Raw genomic sequence first — 20,381 nt, forward strand, 5'->3', positions numbered from 1 at the left:
CCACGATGAGGCGCTGTGTCATTCCTTGCCCCAACGTTCAATTCGATATTGCCTTGGGGATTTGCCCAGTGCTTTTTTAAAGAAGGTGATAAAAGCGCTGACGGAATCGTAGCCCAGCTCTTCAGAGATGGTTTGGATAGGCAAGTTGATCGCCAATTTTTGCAGGGCAAGGACAATGTGCAACTGACTCCGCCATTGACCAAAAGTCAGTTGTACATGGCGCTTAATCATTCGCGCCAACGTACGTTCGCTCATGGCAAAATCGCTTGCCCATTCACCTAATGTGCGCTTTTCATTCGGTCTGGCAATCAGCTCAAGTGCGAGACGATTCAATGTTGGCTCGTCAGGTATGGGAAAATCAAACTCTTCCCGTTCCAGCTGAATGAGCTGATCAATCAAGACATCAACAAGTCGATCTGTCGCTGGGTCGGTTTCTTCATAACGCTGTTGCGAATGCAGATGTAATATTAGCTCCCGCACAAAGGGCGTAACCGTCAAGGTACAAGCCGTCTCTGGCAAAGGTAAATCACGACCATCGACAAACAGCATGCAGACATCGGCATTGGGCGAGATCTGGTTACGATGCATTTCATTACTGGGAATCCAAACGGCGCAACGAGGCGGCACAAGCCACATTTTGTCATCGATAAAGCTAGTGACAACGCCCGTGAGCGGTAACACAAGTTGGCCTTTTTGATGTTTATGCCAAGGTGTTTCCTCGCTATGTGGAACGGATTGCGAGCGCAAGACAAGAACGCGATGCGGATAATGATCCGCAAAACAAAGGTCTGTCAGTGTCTCAAAAATGCTTTTGTCTGTATTTCGCAATTTATTGTCCAAGTCGCTTAATTCAGCAAGCAGAGTAACCCATATAATAGCGAACCGACAATATTTCCAGAAAACCTCTTTTTCGAAACGGACACCATGAAACGATTACAAAAATTAGCGCAACACGACGCAGCCTTTTTACTCTTGTTCATTTTCTTGGTGGCGCTGAGTTTGCGCGGGCCAGTGACAGGCTTGCCGCCATTATTAGATAGAATCAGTGCAGATCTCCATTTAAGCAGCTCCCAATCTGGCTTGCTCACTAGCTTGCCATTGTTGGCCTTTGGTTTTTTTGCACCGGTGGCGTCTTGGCTAACTCGCCACTTTCGCATTGAGCGGATCTTGGCATCAGGCGTTGGATTGATCGCCATTGGCATGATCATTCGCGCTTTTGGTTCAATCGGTAGTTTGTATGTGGGCGCGATATTTATTGGCGCTGGGATTGCCATTGGTAATGTTTTGCTACCAAGTTTGCTAAAACGTGAGTTCCCAAATTATGTGGTTCAGCTCACGGCCATTTATGTGCTGATGATGAGTATCGGCGGCTTTTTGATGTCGAGCCTTGCTGTGCCGTTGAGTTTATATGCCGAACAGCCCAGCTTTGATCTGCCAATGAGTGGTTGGTCGTTTGCTCTGGCCTGTCAGAGTTTGTTGATTCTGTTGCCTCTGGCAGTCTGGTTTAGCTGCAAAATAACCCAGCATCAACCACCGCAAACTGGTAACGTTGAAATATCAACGTCCGTTTGGCGCTCTGTCACTGCATGGCAAGTAGCAAGTTTTTTGGCGGTCAATTCCTTGGTCAATTATGTGGTTGTGGCTTGGGTTCCTGCAATTCTAATGAATAATGGCTATACCGATTCAACCGCAGGTTTATACCAAGGTTACTTGCAATTAGCAGGCGCGATTCCATCGCTTATTTTGGCCCCCTTCATTCATCGTTTAGGCAGCCATAGGCGCTTATGTTTGTTTGCCACTGGATTAACAACGTTAAGCTTAGCTGGCTTTTTGTTCATCCCTAGTTGGTCTGGTGTTTGGTCCGTATCTTTTGGTTTCGGCGTTAGTATGGGCTTTATTTTAGGTTTGTCATTCGTCAGTTTGCGAACGAATAGTCCAAAGCAAGCGGCGGCCCTGTCTGGTATGGCACAATTAATTGGTTATACACTTGCGGCCATTGGTCCGGTGTTGATTGGTGCGCTTTACGATTGGCACCAATCCTGGACTGCGCCACTTTATGTCATGCTGAGCATTGGCGTCATTTGGATGGCATTAGGCTGGATGGCAAGCCCTAAGCCTAACCATTAAATTCCCCGGAAGATCGTAGAATTAAGACTCTTCTTCTACGATCTTTTGCTCCAAGGGAATGGTTAATATGGCTTTTTAGAGCAAAGAGCCACTGATTACCATTTTGAGTTCGATACATTTCAGGGGATTTCTTTAGCCTTATTCGTCATTAAGCTAACCACTTCAAATATTAATTACCTTACCCCCCACACTAGAACTTTTAAATTCGCTGCTAATATAGGTAAGTTAATGTGACATTGTTAGACTTAAAGTCTTAGAATGATTGTCTCGTGGTAATGACCTATTCACATACCCTTTAAGAAAGCCTCCCTAAATGGAAAGTTTTTTGTCATAGAAGAATTTTTCACAAAGCACATAAAAACATGAATTTTTCGATAAAATCCGATAAGGCAATATCAGACATTTAAAGCAAATGTTTGTGGTATAGTAAAACGTTGAAAAGACATCGACAGGCGGATTAAAAGAACCCTATGGACAAACATAAAGGCAATTTATTCATCTTATCAGCGCCATCTGGTGCGGGTAAATCGACCTTGTATAAGGCGTTGCTAAGTCAAGACACCAATGTGCGAATTTCCATTTCTCATACCACGCGCGAAGCGAGAAAAGGCGAAGAGCATGGCAGAGAGTACTATTTCACTGACGTCGAAGACTTTTTAGATATGATTGCCGAAGACGCGTTTTTCGAACATGCTCAAGTGTTTGATAACTATTACGGCACGTCAAAAAACTCTGTTTTCAGCATGCTGGAACAAGGTTTAGATGTCATTTTAGAAATCGATTGGCAAGGCGCTCGCCAAGTTCGTCAACTTTATCCGGAAGCAATTGGCGTCTTTATTCTCCCTCCTTCTTTGCAGGCGTTAGAAGAACGTTTGCGCGGAAGAGGAACCGACTCTGACGACGTGATTCAAAGACGTATGAGTAAAGCGATAAACGAAATGTCACACTACGATGAATACGATTTTACTATCGTAAATGATGACTTTGATACGGCGCTTTCGCAATTACAGTCGATTTTCACCGCAATGCGCTCGAAAACCACAGTAATGCGTGAAAAACATGGCAATCTTATAAATGATCTCTTGTCATTATAAGAAGCCGTTAAGTAGAATTACCCTTGGAAAAATAGATAACCGAACACAGAGGTCAAAATGGCTCGAGTTACCGTAGAAGATTGTTTAGAAAACGTTGATAACCGCTTTGAACTAGTGATGGTCGCTTCAAAACGCGCTCGTCAACTTGCTACTGGCGGCGAAGACGCAAAAGTGCCTTTAGAAGGCGATAAAGTGACTGTAGTTGCACTTCGTGAAATTGCTGAGAACTTGATCAATTTGCATAATGTTGATCAACAAAAGCGTCCATTACACGAGTTTTAATCTCTATGGTGTCGCTCATATCACATCCATCGCACTTTCTGTTCGGCCTAGTGAGGTGAGCGATGTATACCATTGAAGATTTAGCACTGACTCTCAGTCAGTATTTGCCCTATGAGCAAATAGCCAAAGTAAAACGCGCTTACTATTACGCCGAGCAAGCCCACGATGGGCAAAAGCGTAAAAGTGGCGAGCCCTATGTCACCCATCCTCTCGCTGTCGCCGAAATTCTGTCGGAACTTCGAATGGATTGTGATGGACTGACAGCGGCATTACTGCATGACGTTATTGAAGACACAGGCATCAGCCGTGAAGCGCTCACCGAACAATTTGGTGAAGGCGTAGCGGGGTTAGTCGATGGCGTAAGTAAACTTACCCATTTGGAATTCAATAGCCAAGTCGAAAAACAAGCCCATAACTTCCAAAAAATGGCCATGGCCATGGCCGATGATATTCGTGTCATTTTGGTGAAGTTGGCTGACCGTTTACACAATATGCGAACTCTTGATGCCATGCCGGCCCACAAAAAGCGCCGTATTGCCCGCGAAACATTAGACATTTATGCTCCGATTGCAAATCGTCTGGGCATGTACAACGTTCGGGTTGCTTTAGAATCCCTTGCCTTCCAAGCCTACTACCCAATGCGTGCTCGCATGCTGCAAAAAGCCATCCATAAAAAATATGGCCAACAGCGCATCAAAGACACACAAAAGCTTGAAGACACGATCCGATCCGAACTGGCAGCAGATTACATTGAAGCCAGCATCAGCGTTCGAGAAAAACACATTTACAGCATCTATCAGAAGATGGACAAGAAACGCCGCTCCTTAGATGAAATCATGGACGTGATGGGCGTACGCATCGTGACAGATCGTCATGATAGCTGTTATCGAATTCTTGGTGTCATTCACGCTATCTTCAAACCGATTGAAGGTCGTTTCAAAGACTATATCGCGGTTCCAAAATCCAACGGTTACCAATCTCTTCACACCACAGTATTAGGCACCAACGGCATTCCGATGGAAGTTCAAATACGCACCGAAGAAATGGACCTAGTGGCGAATAACGGCATTGCAGCTCATTGGGCTTATAAAGTCAGTGGCTCGTCTAACATGCCAAGCAATCATGATCGGGCGACTAAATGGGTGAAAAGCCTATTAGAAATTCAACAAAAAGCACGTAACCCCGTCGAATTTGTTGATAACGTGAAAAGTGATTTATTCCCAGACGAAGTATACGTCTTTACACCGAACGGCCAGATCATTGAATTGCCTTCTGGCGCAACACCTGTCGATTTTGCTTATGGCGTCCACACAGAAATCGGCAATACCTGTATCTCGTGTCGAATAAACCGTCGTCTTGCTCCACTCAGCACACAACTAGAAAGCGGACAGACAGTTGAAATCATTACAGCGAAAAATGCGCAGCCGAACGTTGCTTGGTTAAGTTTCGCCATTACGGGTAAAGCACGCACCAACATCCGCCATTACTTAAAAGACAAACAGAGAGAAAATGCCATATCGATTGGGCACCGTCTGTTAACTCGCTCTTTAAATGCGTTTAAAACCAATATTGAAGAACTAACCACAGAGCAAATTGCGCAAGTATTAGCAACCCACCAGCTGGCTTCTCTAGATGACTTATTAGAGTCTATTGGTAAAGGTCGTCATGTTGGCTATTTGGTGGCTCGCGAGCTCTTCCCAAACATTGATGAAGACACGCTCGTTACGCCGAAGTCCTTTAAAGTGAATGGCTCTGAAGGCATGCTTATTTCTTATGCCAAATGCTGCGCCCCTATTCCTGGCGACCCAATTGTGGGTTATGTGCAAGTGGATAAAGGCATCATCATTCACCACCTTAATTGCCCGAACGTTCAAGACCATTTGTCCAACCCTGAACGCTTTATTCATATGGCATGGGGCAAAGAGATTGAAGAAGAGCTGCACATTAGCCTGATTGTTACCTACATCAATGAACGCGGTGCTGTGGCGAAAATCGCTAGCTCAATCAGCGATACTGACTTCCAAGTATCTAACCTTGATATTATTGAACGAGGCCGAGTAAGTCGTTTACGGTTAAGCATCACCATCTCTAGTCGCGTAGGCTTGGCGGATGTTATGCGTCGTATAAAAGCGGTTCGTTGTGTCGAGAAAGTCTCTCGCGAAACCATTGTAGGACGCTAGTCGACCTCGATTTATCTTTTGTTTATCACCGTCTAGAAAATAGGATACGTATTTATGTCAAAGCAAGTGATTCACACTGAAAACGCACCAGCCGCTATCGGTCCATATTCTCAAGCCGTACGTGCTGGTAATACTGTGTATTTGTCTGGCCAAATCCCTCTGGTTCCTGAAACCATGGAAATCATCAGCGAAGACATCGTTGAACAGACAACACAAGTTTTCAAAAACCTACAGGCAGTGTGTGAAGCCGCTGGCGGTTCTTTAGAAAACGTTGTGAAATTTAACATTTTCATGACTGACTTAGGTAATTTCGCGACAGTAAACGAAGTGATGACTCAATTCGTAAAACAGCCTTACCCAGCTCGTGCGGCAATGGGCGTTCGCGCTTTACCAAAAGGCGTTCAAGTGGAAATCGAAGGCATCATGGTATTGGAAGACTAAGATCTTCGCTGTGATCACTATAAAAAAAAGAGGCTTCGGCCTCTTTTTTTTATAGTGCTATATTCTTAACGCTGCTCATTTACGCAAAGCGCGAAACTCTTCTAAAAGCCCATGATAACCCGCTACATAACTTGGGTACTGCAGTCGCCAACCTTGTGATAAAAGGAACTGGCCTTGAAGGCGCTTACCTGAAGTCGGAACAAAGCCTTCACCGCTGCTCACAGCAACTTTAGCGCCAAGGCAAGTTGCCAGCCACAACTTCACTTCCCACATAGAAACAGGCGTTTGATCGGTCACTATTACGTGCGCTGGCACATTTTTTTCGCTTAACGCACAGTTTGCCAGTAACACCAACGCTGTCACCACATCGTCCCGATGAATGCGGTTGGTCCAGCTGTTAGCTCCCCACTCTTTTTCGCTTAATACGGTTTCTAACAACCGATAACGCCCTGAGCCATAAATACCAGAGCAACGTACAGATATACTAGAAAATACCGCCGCTAGCGATTGTTCCGTTTCGAGTAACACCTTAGCCGTGGCGGATGTCGGTTGTGCTGGCGTGGTTTCATCCACCCACTCACCTTGGCTTTGCCCATAGACGCTAGTGCTAGAGACGAAAAACACCTTAGGTGGTTTGGCAACGTCTTTGTAATGACGGATCAATGTTTGGGCCGTGTCGAAGTAGGCCCTACGATAGGCGCTTTCTGTGCGCCCGTTTGGTGTCATGATTAAAAACACCACATCCACATCATCAGGCAGCCTGTCATCAGACATTTCCGCCAAATCACCCGTAATACCTTCAACGCCAGCAGGAAAGTCCGACAAGGTGCGACGAATCCCAATGACACTATGACCTTGTGCTACCAACTCAGTGGCCACACCTGAACCTAGATCCCCGCAGCCAGCGATCAAAATTTTTGCCATATATTTTCTCCTGGGTGCTTAGACAGAATTTTTTGCTTTCGAGTATACTTTATCAAATTATGTATTATCATAGTTATTAACAATGAATCAGCCAAGGTGAAAGGTGTGCTATGACATTAACGGAATTGAAATACATTGTAATGCTAGCGGATGAAAAACATTTTGGCCGTGCTGCCGATCGCTGCTATGTATCGCAACCAACGTTAAGTGTTGCGGTGAAAAAGCTTGAAGAAGAACTCGGCACCGCTATTTTTGAGCGCAGCAAAAGCTCCGTGTACATCACACCTTTAGGCGAGCAAATCATTACTCAGGCCAAGCGAGTACTGGATCAAGCCAACATGATCAAAGAGTTGGCGGCATCAGGAAAGAATCAACTTAAAGGCCCTCTAAGAGTCGGCGCTATTTTTACCATCGCGCCGTATTTGTTCCCAGCTATGATTCCTTCTTTGCATAATGCCGCCTCTAATATGCCATTGTCCATCGAAGAAGACCTCACCGAAAACTTACGCCCTAAGCTGCGTAATGGCGAGTTAGACGCCATTATTGTCGCGCTCCCCTTCCGCGAGCCAGATGTCGTCACTCAACCAATTTACGAAGAAGAGTTTGTTGTGCTGATGCCAAAGACTCATCCGTGGACAAAACTGTCGCACATTGAGACCGATCAGCTTTCTACCGATAACTTGCTGCTGCTGGGTAAAGGCCACTGCTTTAGTGAGCAAGTATTAGAAGCTTGCCCTCTAGTAAACGAAGGGGAATACGGTGACGGTCGAACCATCGTTAATGGCAGCTCATTAGAAACCATACGTTACATGGTTGCGTCAGGCTTGGGAGTCACAGTGTTACCAAAGTCCGCTGTCACCAATATTAATAACGATTTACTAGAAGTTCGGCCTTTTACCGAGCCTGCGCCAAAGCGTACCGTTGCGTTGGCATGGCGTGCTAGCTTCCCTCGCCCTAAGGCCATTGAAGCATTAAGCCAATCCATCCGCGATGCTAGCAAGCACTTAAAGTTATAGAGCCTCTGAATGATCGATGGACTAGACTCACAGGACGTTCGAGAGCTTAAAGGCGTTGGCGATGCGATGGCTGAAAAGCTAGCCAAGTTGCATTTGAATACAGTACAAGATTTGCTGTTTCATTTACCCATTCGCTATCAAGACAGAACGCGCGTTGTGCCAATTGGACATCTACGCTTCGGTGACGAAGCTGTCGTCGAAGGCCAAATTACCGGCTGTGAAATAAAAATGGGCAAACGACGCAGTTTACTGTGCCGAATAAAAGACAATACAGGCACGCTTTGCTTACGTTTTTTCCATTTTTCCGCAGCGCAAAAGAAGCAGCTAGAGTCCGGTAAACGGTTGCGTTGCTTTGGTGAAATCCGTCGCGGCAGCACAGGCTTTGAAATCTATCACCCTGAATACAAGGTAATAGGTGACAACGAAACACAGGAAGAAACAGCTCAGCTTACGCCTATCTATCCACTCACAGATGGCTTAACGCAAACCAAGATTCGCCAGCTGTGTGAGCAAGCATTAGAGCGTTTAACGCCCTACAATCTACAAGAATGGCTGCCTGACGAAATTCGCACCCAATTCAGTTTGCCACCACTAAGCGACGCCATTCACTTTCTTCATCACCCATCCAGAGAAGCGAACTTAGAACTGTTACGCTCAGGAAGCCATCCCGCTCAGTATCGCCTGTCCTTTGAAGAGCTTATGGCGCATCAACTTTCTCTGATTGGTAAACGGGTGAAAGCCAAACAAGATACAGCGATCCAAGTACAAACCGCAGGCGAACTCAGCCAAAGACTATTACAGCAATTGCCCTTTTCGCCAACCAATGCGCAGAATCGCGTGTTTCAGGAAATCCTTAAAGATCTCGGTTCAGGGCATCCTATGCTACGTTTGGTGCAAGGCGACGTAGGATCAGGGAAAACCTTGGTCGCTGCATTAGCGGCCGCCTCTGTTGTACAGGCTGGCTATCAAGTTGCCATCATGGCCCCCACAGAAATTCTCGCTGAACAACATTATATTAATTTCAGCCAATGGTTTGAGCCTCTCGGTTTAAAAGTCGCGTGGATGATAGGCAAACTTAAAGGGAAAACCCGCGAAAAAGAGCTTGCTGATATTGCTTCAGGTGCTGCGCAAATTGTCGTTGGCACTCATGCCTTATTTCAGGACACTGTCGAATTTGATCGCCTAGCGCTTGCCATTATTGATGAGCAGCACCGCTTTGGCGTGCACCAACGTATGGCATTACGAGAAAAAGGCATGAAGCATGGCTTCCAGCCTCACCAACTGATCATGACCGCCACACCGATCCCCAGAACGTTGGCCATGTCCGCCTATGCTGATTTAGATTGCTCCATCATTGATGAACTGCCACCTGGACGAACCCCAGTAAACACGATTGTGGTATCGGATCAGCGACGCCAAGAAGTCATTGATCGAGTGAAAAGCGCCTGTGAAGAAGGAAAGCAAGCTTATTGGGTGTGTACCTTGATTGAAGAATCAGAGGCCTTGCAATGCCAAGCTGCAGAAGACACCGCTATTTTGCTGCAGGAACAACTCGGCGGCTTATCCATTGGCTTGGTACATGGGCGACTTAAAGCGCAAGAGAAAGCCGATATTATGGCCAGATTCAAGGCCGGAGACATTCAGTTATTGGTTGCCACCACGGTAATTGAAGTGGGTGTGGATGTGCCTAATTCCAGCTTAATGGTAATAGAAAACCCTGAACGTCTTGGCCTTGCTCAGCTTCACCAGTTACGTGGTCGTGTGGGTCGAGGGCAAACCGCCAGCCATTGCGTGCTACTTTATAAAGCGCCATTAGGACAACAGGGTAAAGAAAGGCTTGCCACCATGCGAGAGACCAGTGATGGTTTTAAAATCGCCGAAAAAGATCTTGAGTTACGAGGGCCAGGGGAATTACTTGGCACCAGACAAACTGGGCTTTGGGAATTTAAAGTAGCCGATTTACAACGTGATAAAAACTTGCTTGATGACGTTCAAAAAGCCGCAGCACAATTGTACCGCCACTACCCTGAGCGTGTTTCGCCATTGTTATCACGCTGGCTACCTAACCACGATCAGTATTTGAACGTCTAAAGATGTGCACACTTATCCGCATCTTCAATGTGGATAACATTAAGGGATATTAACAACCGTGGTATTTTTGACTTCTTCCATCGCAACGTAGGTACGAGATTCGCGAACATGCGGTAGCGTCAATAACGTTTCACCAAGCAAAAGGCGATACGAATCCATGTTCGATACTCGTGCTTTAAGAAGGTATTCAAAATCCCCAGCAATAAGATGACATTCTAGTATTTCTGGAATTTCCGTTACCGCGGCTTTGAATTCATTAAACCCTTCTGGAGACGTTGTTTTAAGACGAATTTCAACAAACACCAGTAGTCCAGCGTCTACTTTTTTAGGGTTAACTAAGGCACAGTAGCCCGTAATGTAGCCATTACGCTCAAGCCGACGCACTCGCTCCAAACAAGGTGTTGCACTAAGTCCTACGCGACTTGCCAGCTCTACATTGGATAGACGGCCGTTAATTTGTAATTCTCGAAGAATTTTTTTATCTAAGCGATCGAGTGGCTTTGCTGAGTTATCCATCTGATATGGATCTCCTTACATGACTTCAATTTATGACTAAGTCTACCATGCAGATTACAAATTATGGAAAGTGCTTTATTCAATATATTACATGTGGGTATTTAAACGAAGCACAGTAGATTTCATCAAAGCACCAAAATGATGCAAAAAAATCATTCAGCGTAATAATTCTTTACAAACTCACTGTTAACGCCCCATAAGTGAGCAATAAAACACAACTCACGTTATGGGAAGCCCTGAATTCTCTAGCATCCATCAGAAAAATGCCTTGTTTACATTTTTATAAATACCGCGATTTAGCAGTGCAAAAGGTGTAAAAAATAAGCATCTCCTAGCTATTTTCTTACAGTTTATCCTTGACTACGCCTCAAAAGAGTAATTCTATAGGGGCATGTGATGATCTTGTAGAGGAATCATCTGCATATACCTAACAACAAGAATAATTACATGTTGGCATCAAGTTTGCTTCGTTTTAATCACAGACGTAACACTCTGAACGGTAAATTTCAGCAAGATAACAACATATATAAAAAAACGCCTGGGAGGCTCAATATAATGAAATCGAATGTTTGTAAGCTACTTTCGACTGCTGCAATCGCAGCAACCATAAGCACCGGTGCTGCTGCCGCAACACTTGACGACGTTAAGTCAAAAGGATTTATTCAGTGTGGTGTTAGTAATGGTGTTCCAGGATTCTCCAATGCCGATGATAAAGGCAACTGGTCAGGTATAGATGTGGATGCTTGTCGCGCTGTTGCTTCTGCAATCTTTGGCGATGATCAAAAAGTTAAATTCACTCCTCTTTCTGCTAAAGAGCGTTTCACCGCCCTACAATCTGGCGAAATTGATATCCTTGCTCGTAACACAACTTGGACTTACACGCGTGATGCGTCTTTGGGTTTAGACTTCACAGCAGTGAACTTCTATGACGGTCAAGGCTTCATGGTTCGTAAAGATCTAGGTGTTACTTCTGCGTTGGACCTTGACGGTGCAACGGTTTGTACAGAACAAGGTACAACAACAGAATTGAACATGGCGGATTTCTTCCGTAAAAACAAATTGTCTTATGTGCCAGTTGTTGTACAAAAAGCAGACGAAGCACTATCTGCATACGACCAAGGCCGTTGTGACGTTTACACAACAGATAAATCTGGTCTAGCGGCTCACCGTACTAAACTTGCAAATCCTTCTGCTCACTTAATTCTTCCAGAAACTATTTCTAAAGAGCCACTTGGCCCTGTTGTTCGTCACGGCGACAACCAATGGAAAGACATCGTAACTTGGTCAATGTTTGTTCAAGTTAACGCTGAAGAAATGAATATCTCATCTAAAAACGTTGCTAAGGTCAAAAGTGAAACAAATGACCCAGGTATCAAGCGTCTACTAGGTGTTGAAGGTGACATGGGTGCACAACTTGGTCTTCCAGCGGATTGGGCTTACAACATTATCGCTAACGTAGGTAACTACGGTGAAGTGTTTGAGCGTAACGTAGGTCCATCTACTCCTGTAGATCTGCCACGTGGCCTTAACGCACTATGGACTGAAGCTGGCGGCATCATGTATGCGCCACCAGTTCGCTAATACCTAAAGCAACCTGCTTGGGTATTTACCCAGCGGCAAATGCCGCTGGGTTTCTCCCCCCTTTCTTACACATCTGACGAGCATTCCATTGCCTGAAACAAGATGAGCGATAAAACAACTCCAAGCAATAACAGCTTTTTGAATGACGCGGGTAATCGCGCTTTAATATTTCAAATTGTGCTACTAGTGATGGTGGTCTTTGCGGGTTATTACTTATTCAGTAACCTTCAGTCCAACCTCGATAACCGTGGAATTTCAACTGGTTTCTCATTTTTCAATGAACCAGCTGGCTTTCCAATTCTTATCCACCTAATTGAATACACTGAGGCGAATACCTACGGGCGAGCGTTTTTTGTTGCCTTAATCAATACTTTTGTTATTTCCCTATTAGGGATTATCTTAGCCACCATTATTGGCGTAATAATGGGGCTAGCTCGATTATCCAAAAACTGGCTAGTGGCACGTTTAGCCACTGTCTACATCGAAACATTGCGTAATATTCCATTACTACTGCAAATGTTCTTCTGGTATTTTGCTGTACTCGCGGCATTGCCAGCACCACGAAATAGTTATGAATTTGCCGATTTCCTATTAAATAAACGCGGCATTTATTCACCTAACCCAATCGCTCAAGATGGCTTTGGCTTGGTAATTTTCGGCTTTGTTTTGTCGATTGTAGCTTCCATTGGCTTGATTATTTGGGCGAAAAAGCGCCAGACAAGAACAGGGCTATGGTTCCCTGCTTACTGGTCGTCTCTTGGCGTTATTGTTGGTGTGACATTTCTATTTTTGGCCGTTTCTGGGTTTCCGATAGAGTTCGACCTACCGCAAAAAAGTCGCTTTAACGTAACGGGCGGTATGGTTCTTCCACCTGAGTTCGTAGCTGTGTTAGTTGCTCTATCTACTTACACAGGGGCATTTATTGCTGAAATCGTGCGAGCTGGCATATTGTCTGTTAACTGGGGACAAACCGAAGCAGCTCGCTCTTTGGGCCTTCGTGACAACCTCACTCAGCGACTGATCGTATTGCCTCAAGCATTGCGAGTCATTATCCCGCCACTCACTAGCCAATATTTGAATTTGGCGAAGAACTCTTCGTTGGGTGCCGCTATCGCTTACCCAGAGTTGGTTGCAGTGGTCATGGGTACGACGCTCAACCAAACAGGTCAGGCGATTGAAACCATCGGTCTTTGTATGTTGGTTTACGGTTCATTGAGTCTATCGATTTCGGTATTCATGAACTGGTACAACAGCAAAATGTCATTAATTGAGCGCTAGGAGGCAGATCATGGCTATTATCTTTAAACCATCACCAAGCCTCCCACCACCAGTTACATCGGTTGGTCCTGTGGCATGGGTACGTCAGAATTTATTTTCGTCCCCGCTGAATATATTCCTCACTCTTTTTAGCTTGTACCTGTTGTATTTGCTTATTCCACCTGTCATTGAGTGGGGTTTCATCAATGCAACATGGGAAGGGACTTCAAAAGCCGCTTGTACTGGTGGCGGTGCTTGTTGGGCATTTGTTGTCGTCTATTTTGACCAGTTTATGTACGGGTTATACCCTGAAGCAGAAACATGGCGCATTAATTTAGCCGTTATTCTGTTAATCGTTATGGTGGGTGCTTTTGCCATTAAAACGATCAATAAGCTGTACCTTTCTATCGCCATTATCTTTGCTTATCCCATCGTCGCTTACTTCTTGTTCGCTGGTGGCATCTTTGGCTTAGAAGTTGTAGAAACCTCTTTGTGGGGCGGCTTGTTTCTTACTGTGCTGCTTGGGGTCATTGGTATCGTTGCCTCCTTCCCATTAGGGGTGGTATTGGCTCTTGGTCGACGCTCAGACATGCCAATAGCAAAATCTGTGTGTGTGGTCTTCATCGAAACGATTCGTGCTGTACCATTGATCACTATTTTGTTTATGGCATCCGTAATGATTCCGTTATTCCTGCCTGAAGGCTTGAACTTTAACAAACTATTACGTGTGTTGATTGGTATCACTTTGTTCTCTGCTGCGTATATGGCTGAGGTGGTTCGTGGTGGTCTACAAGCGATCCCTAAAGGCCAGTATGAAGCCGCAGATGCGATGGGCTTAACCTATTGGCAATCTATGATTCTGGTTATTTTGCCGCAGGCACTAAAACTGGTAATCCCTGGAATAGTGAACTCTTTCATTGCTTTGTTTAAAGACACAACCTTAGTCTATATCGTTGGTATGTTTGACTTCTTAGGTCGAATTCAAGCCGCTAACCATGATGCAAACTGGTTAGGAACGACTGTCGAAGGTTATGCCTTTGCAGGTTTTGTCTATTGGGCTATCTGCTTTGGTATGTCTCGTTATAGTATGGCTCTCGAGCGTAAGTTAGAAACTGGGCACAAGCGAAATTAGTTAAGAATTAAAGGTCTTTATTATGACAGATACAAACATGGCTCGTGCCCAGCTAGCGCAGGGCGAAGAAGCAATCATCGAATTTAACGATGTAAACAAGTGGTACGGTGATTTTCACGTACTTAAAAACATCAACTTCAGCATCAAGAAAGGCGAACGAATCGTTGTATGTGGTCCTTCTGGTTCTGGTAAGTCAACTATGACGCGTTGTATCAACCGCCTAGAAGAACACCAAAAAGGCACCATTCTGGTTGATGGCGTTGAGATGAATAACAACCTGAAAAACATCGAAGCGATTCGTAAAGACGTGGGGATGGTGTTTCAGCACTTTAATTTGTTCCCTCATCTGACCATTTTAGAAAACCTAACATTGGCACCTATCTGGGTTCGTAAAACACCTAAGAAAGAAGCTGAAGAAATGGCGATGCATTACTTGGAGCGAGTCAAAATCGCTAACCAAGCATTGAAATACCCAGGTCAGTTATCTGGTGGTCAGCAACAACGTGTGGCAATTGCTCGTGGCTTGTGCATGCAGCCTCGTATCATGTTGTTCGATGAGCCAACGTCTGCACTTGACCCTGAGATGATCAAAGAAGTATTGGACGTAATGGTTCAGTTGGCTGAGGAAGGCATGACCATGGTGTGTGTAACACACGAAATGGGCTTCGCTAAAACCGTCGCTGACCGTGTTGTGTTCATGGATGCTGGCGAAATCGTAGAAGCGAATAAGCCTCACGAATTCTTCGACAACCCTCAGCACGACCGTACTCAGATGTTCTTAAGTCAAATTCTGAATCACTAATCACTTACTATTCAGAACTAGAACTTAAAATCTGTTATATTCACAAAGCCCCTTTTATAGGGGCTTTTTTTATATAGGTCTTCACTACAGGAAAATACATGGGCGCTTCCATCAACCCTAAAACAACCCCTAGATTACGCGTAGTACATCTAGCCGATCACACTGGTCGTTTGCAGGTTATTTTCCCTGAGAGCAATATGCTGGATATATCCGCGGTATCACGGCTGACGAAACGCCGTTTTGAGCCGGTTAATCATTACCACAGCTCTGGTGACCCACTGATTAAACCAAACAGTGTGACCACCATTTTAGAAGCAAGCATGTTAAAAGAGGCCGTATTTTCGATTCGTACAAAAGTGGATGGTGCCTATCACGACATTACATCCGCTGAATTAGAGTCGATGTTTTCGGGCCCTCTTAATCGTTTTGAAGCTATTTCTATTGATACCTCACTCATCAACCGCCCTGTTGATAATCACGAGCACGATGAAGAACAAATTCTTCAGGCGCTTGGCCGGTTTCAGTCCATCCGTCTTAAACAACGTATTGAAGAAACATTAGAAATTCCGCCTTTACCCGCGTCCTCTCACCGAATTATCCGCCTTTCTACTGATCAATCCGCGGGAACGGATGAGTTGTGTGATGTCATTGCCCTCGATCCAAGCTTGGCAGCTCAAGTTATTAGCTGGGCATCATCACCCTACTATGGTGCTCCAGGTTCTATAGAGTCCGTAGAAGATGCCATCATACGCGTATTAGGCTACGACATGGTGATGAACCTAGCGCTTGGCTTATCCATGGGGAATGGCTTTCAACCACCTGAAGACGGCCCACGTCACTATGAAGACTTTTGGCTAGACTCCGTGTCCAATGCTGTATTGATGGAGTCATTGGTGAAAGCCATGCCGATGCAAAATCGCCCTAAACTTGGCCATGCTTATCTTGCCGGCTTGTTACATAACTTTGGCTACTTGGGCATTAGCACTATTTTACCACCACACTTTTCCATTCTTTCACGCTACCAAGAAGCAAATGCACACTTGCCGTCTGAACTGGTTGAGATGCAAATTTTGCATTTCACCAAAGAGCAACTGGGTTCTTGGCTACTGCGTTACTGGAGTCTACCGGACAACATTTGGATGGCGATAAGATACAGTAAAAAGCCTCACTACTATGGAGAACACGCGATATTAGCGAAATTACTTTTTGTCTCTAATCAGCTACGCCATAACAATCCCATAGAGCCATCGGTATTAGTCGAAATCGGATTGACGCTGGAAGAAGCAGAAGACTGCCGTGATGCGATTTATCAGAAGTCTGCCGAGTTGCATAAGATGGTCGCCTTAATCAACAAAATGAACGCCTAATCTCATATGACGAAGATGCCTCAGGCGGTAATGAACCCATCTGCCGCACAACAGTTTGACTATCGCTGGTCTCCAGTACATCAAATTAATAAAATGAAAGTGCCGAAAAAGCTTTGGCCTTGGCTGATCACACAAGACTCCCTTACCGCAAAACTACACAGCGTGGGAGCATTAACTGTTGAAGTCCTTGATGACGCTTGGGGAACGCCAACAGTAAGAGAACGAAAGCGCCTAAAACTCAGCCCAAGAGACGCAGCACGTATTCGCACAGTACTGCTCAAGGTTGACGGAATCGCCGTGATTTATGCTCGCTCAGTTATTCCTGCAAAGTCCTTGAAAGGACATTGGCGACAAGTAAAACATTTACAAAACAAGCCATTAGGCGGCTATTTGTTCCAACATAGGCAGCTCAAGCGGAGCGCTATCGAAGTCACTCAATTACCGAAGCATATGTTTCCAAACCAGCCCCAATCACTCTGGGCGCGGCGCTCTGTCTTCCACCAATTTGGTCCTGGGATATTGGTTAATGAAGCTTTTTTTGATGAAATACACCAGCTAAAATCACCGTTTGGAATAGTATGAACAAACTTAAAGACTACGCAGAATTAACACGATTCAACCGCCCTATTGGCTCATTTTTACTCATGTGGCCCACATTATGGGCTTTATGGCTGGCCGCCGACGGCATGCCGCAGTGGCATCTGGTGATTATTTTTGTCTTAGGTGTTTTTAGTATGCGTTCAGCAGGTTGTGTGATTAACGACTACGCTGATAGGAAGGTCGACGGTCATGTTGAACGTACGAAAAACCGCCCGTTACCGTCGGGGCGAGTGTCTGAAAAAGAAGCACTTCTCCTCTTCAGTGCTTTGTCTATTTTGAGTTTTATCTTGGTCCTCTTTACTGACCTAAGAACGATTCTATTGTCGTTTGCAGGCTTGGGTCTGGCTGCTCTGTACCCGTTTATGAAGCGCTACACACATCTGCCACAGTTATTTCTTGGCTTAGCCTTTTCATGGGCCATTCCCATGGCCTACAGCGCTCAGGGAGGCGATTTAACCGATCCCGAGCTATGGATGCTGTTTGTCGCAAACTGCTTTTGGACAATCGCTTACGACACCTATTATGCAATGACAGACCGTCCGGATGACCTAAAAGTGGGTATTAAATCTACTGCGATTTTGTTTGGTCGCTATGATTTATTCGTCATTGTTTGCCTACAAGGACTAACCTTGTCTTTATTGACTTGGATTGGCCTACTCGCTGGGCTACATTGGTTATACTTTGTGTCCCTTGTTGTCTGTGTTGGATTGTTCTATCAACAATTTAAACAAGCAAAAGAGCGCGATAGGCAAGCTTGCTTTCGTTCTTTCTTAGACAATAACCGCATTGGATACTGCGTCTTTATTGGCCTAGTACTAAGCTATTTAATGTAATATGTGGCAAAGTTGTGACAATGTAACCGAATTGTCACAATTGATCGCTTTAATAAAACCGTTCCTGAGATGAGGATGAATCCTGTGACCGGTAAAAAAGTATTAATTATTGATGATGAATCTTCCATACGCGAAATGATAGCCATCGCCCTTGAAATGGCGGGCTACGAGTATTTGGAAGCCGAAAATATCCAGCAAGCCCATGAGATCATTGTGGATCATCGACCAGACCTAGTGCTTGTCGATTGGATGATGCCTGGCGGCAGCGGTATCGAATTAACACGCCGCTTGAAAAAAGATACAACCACGGCTGAAATTCCCGTCATTATTCTGACGGCGAAAGGCGAAGAAGATAATAAAATACAAGGCCTAGAAGTCGGTGCCGATGATTATATTACCAAGCCTTTTTCACCAAGAGAGTTGGTCGCACGCCTAAAAGCCGTATTGCGTCGCGCAACACCACAGGGTGTTGATGAACCGATCGAAATCGAAGGTCTAACGCTTGACCCAATCAGCCAACGTGTCACCATTGGTAGTCGCCCTTTGGAAATGGGGCCAACAGAATACCGTTTGCTCAAATTCTTAATGACTCACCAAGAGCGCGCTTATTCTAGAGCACAATTATTAGATCAGGTATGGGGTGGTAACGTGTACGTTGAAGAGCGTACGGTAGACGTCCATATCCGTCGCTTACGCAAAGCCATTGGTAGTACCCATGATTTCTTGATACAAACTGTACGAGGAACAGGCTACCGCTTTTCAGCAAAAAGGTCCGTATGAAAACCATTTGGCGAAACACTATTCTTAGTTGGCTAGCAGGGTTAGCAGCCTGCGTTGTCATCGGCCTCATCATTGGGCAATTGTTAGGTGTTTTGCTGCTGTATGTTTTGGCGTCTTTGTATTGGCAGCTGTATCAGCTTTATCAATTCCATAATTGGTTACGGTATTCAGGGCGTGCAGCGCCCCCAGAAGCCAGTGGCATTTGGGGGGATGTGTTTGATGCAGTCTATCGTCTGCAGAAAAAACAACGTAAATCTAAACGTCGCATGCGCCAAGCATTAACACGCATTGAAAGCTCGACCACGGCCTTAAAAGAAGGCGTGATCATGGCAGACAATCAAGGCAATTTAGAATGGTGGAACAATTCTGCGGGGCATTTCCTTGGCTTAATTCGTCACACAGACCGTGGCCAAGTCATTACCAACATTGTCCGCAACCCAGATTTCTTCCGTTACTTTAGTCAAAAGCGTTTCGGAGAGCCTTTAATCATCAAATCTCCCGCCAAAGACGGTGTGTATTTAGAAATTCAAACCACTTTGTATGACAAAAATGATCACTTAATTTTTGTTCGCGATGTCACGCGTTTGCACTTACTAGAACAGATGCGTAAAGACTTTGTCGCCAACGCGTCCCATGAATTAAAAACGCCACTGACCGTAATTAAAGGGTATTTAGAAACCCTCGATATGTTTCGTGATAGCTTGCCAGTGAGTATGCAGAAAGGCATCGTCAATATGTCTGAGCAGTCAGAACGTATGGAACAGCTTATCGAAGATCTGTTGTTGCTTTCACGCTTAGAAAGCAACGACAAGCGTGAAGAAAATCAATGGCACAAAGTATCCAGCATCATAAGCTCTATCACCAGTGCTATGGGACCTATCCTCAAAGACTCGCATTCACTGTCTGTGAACATCCCTGAAGAAGCACATTTATACGGTTCCTATAAAGAGCTGTACAGCGCATTTTCGAATCTTGTCGTCAACGCTATTAAATATTCACCCGATGGCGGAGCCATTACCATTAAGTGGGAATCAAGCGAATTTAATGGCGTATTCTCGGTACAAGATAGCGGAATCGGCATTGACCCTAGATACATTCCAAGACTTACTGAGCGCTTTTTTAGGGTGGATAAAGGGCGAGGATCCAAAACAGGCGGCACAGGCTTAGGTCTCGCAATTGTGAAGCATGTTCTTTTGCATCATGAAGCCAAGCTACAGGTTCGCAGCCAACCAGGGCTTGGCAGTACCTTCTCGTGTCACTTCCCTGCTAACCGAACCCGCAATGATGCCGTCACGGCAGCTATTGCGATTACAACAGACGAAAACCAAGATTTCACAAAGTAAATGATCCACCCACCC

Annotated in this window: 19 protein-coding genes; 16 read left to right on the top strand and 3 right to left on the bottom strand. The window is 45.1% G+C overall.

Annotated features, from left to right (window positions below; all coding sequences use genetic code 11):
- Positions 1–18 precede the first annotated feature (18 nt).
- A complete protein-coding gene (locus DFP75_RS16205) occupies positions 19–828 on the bottom strand; it encodes an AraC family transcriptional regulator (RefSeq protein WP_245927077.1) in 810 nt (269 codons plus the stop codon).
- Positions 829–924: 96 nt separating this feature from the next.
- On the opposite strand from DFP75_RS16205, the gene DFP75_RS16210 reads away from it, so the two are divergent.
- From DFP75_RS16210 to DFP75_RS16230, 5 genes are all read left to right on the top strand, one after another.
- The gene (locus DFP75_RS16210) at positions 925–2,127 is read left to right on the top strand and encodes an MFS transporter (RefSeq protein ID WP_110577093.1); all 1,203 of its coding nucleotides are present in this window, start codon (positions 925–927) and stop codon (positions 2,125–2,127) included.
- Between the two features lie 470 nt (positions 2,128–2,597).
- A complete protein-coding gene (gene gmk / locus DFP75_RS16215; RefSeq protein WP_110577094.1) occupies positions 2,598–3,221 on the top strand; it encodes a guanylate kinase in 624 nt (207 codons plus the stop codon).
- A 57-nt stretch (positions 3,222–3,278) separates the two neighbouring features.
- Positions 3,279–3,503 (top strand): DNA-directed RNA polymerase subunit omega, encoded by a 225-nt coding sequence (gene rpoZ / locus DFP75_RS16220; protein ID WP_110577095.1) that lies wholly within the window; start codon positions 3,279–3,281, stop codon positions 3,501–3,503.
- A 62-nt stretch (positions 3,504–3,565) separates the two neighbouring features.
- Positions 3,566–5,683: a RelA/SpoT family protein gene (locus DFP75_RS16225; protein WP_110577096.1), complete on the top strand. Its 2,118-nt coding sequence runs from the start codon at positions 3,566–3,568 to the stop codon at positions 5,681–5,683.
- 54 nt (positions 5,684–5,737) lie between these two features.
- Positions 5,738–6,124 (top strand): RidA family protein, encoded by a 387-nt coding sequence (locus tag DFP75_RS16230; protein WP_012072047.1) that lies wholly within the window; start codon positions 5,738–5,740, stop codon positions 6,122–6,124.
- Between the two features lie 75 nt (positions 6,125–6,199).
- Here the strand turns inward: DFP75_RS16230 and DFP75_RS16235 are convergent, their stop codons facing one another.
- Positions 6,200–7,048, bottom strand: a complete 849-nt coding sequence (locus DFP75_RS16235; RefSeq protein WP_110577097.1) for an NAD-dependent epimerase/dehydratase family protein — start codon at positions 7,046–7,048, stop codon at positions 6,200–6,202.
- Positions 7,049–7,158: 110 nt separating this feature from the next.
- Between DFP75_RS16235 and DFP75_RS16240 the strand changes: the two genes are divergently transcribed.
- Both DFP75_RS16240 and recG read left to right on the top strand, forming a co-directional pair.
- Positions 7,159–8,064: a hydrogen peroxide-inducible genes activator gene (locus tag DFP75_RS16240; protein WP_110577098.1), complete on the top strand. Its 906-nt coding sequence runs from the start codon at positions 7,159–7,161 to the stop codon at positions 8,062–8,064.
- A gap of 9 nt (positions 8,065–8,073) precedes the next feature.
- On the top strand, positions 8,074–10,155 hold the full coding sequence (recG, locus tag DFP75_RS16245; protein ID WP_110577099.1) for an ATP-dependent DNA helicase RecG: 2,082 nt from the start codon (positions 8,074–8,076) through the stop codon (positions 10,153–10,155).
- A 39-nt stretch (positions 10,156–10,194) separates the two neighbouring features.
- Here the strand turns inward: recG and lrp are convergent, their stop codons facing one another.
- The gene (gene lrp, locus DFP75_RS16250) at positions 10,195–10,671 is read right to left on the bottom strand and encodes a leucine-responsive transcriptional regulator Lrp (protein WP_110577100.1); all 477 of its coding nucleotides are present in this window, start codon (positions 10,669–10,671) and stop codon (positions 10,195–10,197) included.
- A 555-nt stretch (positions 10,672–11,226) separates the two neighbouring features.
- Between lrp and DFP75_RS16255 the strand changes: the two genes are divergently transcribed.
- From DFP75_RS16255 to phoR, 9 genes are all read left to right on the top strand, one after another.
- Positions 11,227–12,252, top strand: a complete 1,026-nt coding sequence (locus tag DFP75_RS16255) for an amino acid ABC transporter substrate-binding protein (protein WP_110577132.1) — start codon at positions 11,227–11,229, stop codon at positions 12,250–12,252.
- Between the two features lie 102 nt (positions 12,253–12,354).
- Positions 12,355–13,530: an amino acid ABC transporter permease gene (locus DFP75_RS16260; protein WP_110577101.1), complete on the top strand. Its 1,176-nt coding sequence runs from the start codon at positions 12,355–12,357 to the stop codon at positions 13,528–13,530.
- A 10-nt stretch (positions 13,531–13,540) separates the two neighbouring features.
- On the top strand, positions 13,541–14,641 hold the full coding sequence (locus DFP75_RS16265) for an amino acid ABC transporter permease (protein ID WP_110577102.1): 1,101 nt from the start codon (positions 13,541–13,543) through the stop codon (positions 14,639–14,641).
- Positions 14,642–14,663: 22 nt separating this feature from the next.
- Positions 14,664–15,443 (top strand): amino acid ABC transporter ATP-binding protein, encoded by a 780-nt coding sequence (locus DFP75_RS16270; RefSeq protein WP_110577103.1) that lies wholly within the window; start codon positions 14,664–14,666, stop codon positions 15,441–15,443.
- Between the two features lie 98 nt (positions 15,444–15,541).
- Positions 15,542–16,810, top strand: coding sequence for an HDOD domain-containing protein (locus tag DFP75_RS16275; protein ID WP_110577104.1), 1,269 nt, complete (start codon positions 15,542–15,544; stop codon positions 16,808–16,810).
- 6 nt (positions 16,811–16,816) lie between these two features.
- Positions 16,817–17,392 carry a chorismate--pyruvate lyase family protein gene (locus tag DFP75_RS16280; RefSeq protein ID WP_245927078.1) on the top strand — a complete coding sequence of 192 codons (576 nt, stop codon included), beginning with the start codon at positions 16,817–16,819 and terminating at the stop codon, positions 17,390–17,392.
- The gene (gene ubiA, locus DFP75_RS16285; protein ID WP_110577105.1) at positions 17,389–18,243 is read left to right on the top strand and encodes a 4-hydroxybenzoate octaprenyltransferase; all 855 of its coding nucleotides are present in this window, start codon (positions 17,389–17,391) and stop codon (positions 18,241–18,243) included. Before DFP75_RS16280 ends, ubiA begins: the two co-directional genes overlap by 4 nt.
- An 84-nt stretch (positions 18,244–18,327) precedes the next feature.
- Positions 18,328–19,023 (top strand): phosphate regulon transcriptional regulator PhoB, encoded by a 696-nt coding sequence (gene phoB / locus DFP75_RS16290; protein ID WP_110577134.1) that lies wholly within the window; start codon positions 18,328–18,330, stop codon positions 19,021–19,023.
- Entirely contained in the window at positions 19,020–20,366 is a 1,347-nt protein-coding gene (gene phoR / locus DFP75_RS16295) for a phosphate regulon sensor histidine kinase PhoR (protein ID WP_110577106.1), read from the top strand. Before phoB ends, phoR begins: the two co-directional genes overlap by 4 nt.
- The last annotated feature ends 15 nt before the right edge of the window (positions 20,367–20,381 follow it).

Source organism: Marinomonas alcarazii, from assembly GCF_003208215.1.
Classification (GTDB): Bacteria; Pseudomonadota; Gammaproteobacteria; order Pseudomonadales; family Marinomonadaceae; genus Marinomonas; species Marinomonas alcarazii.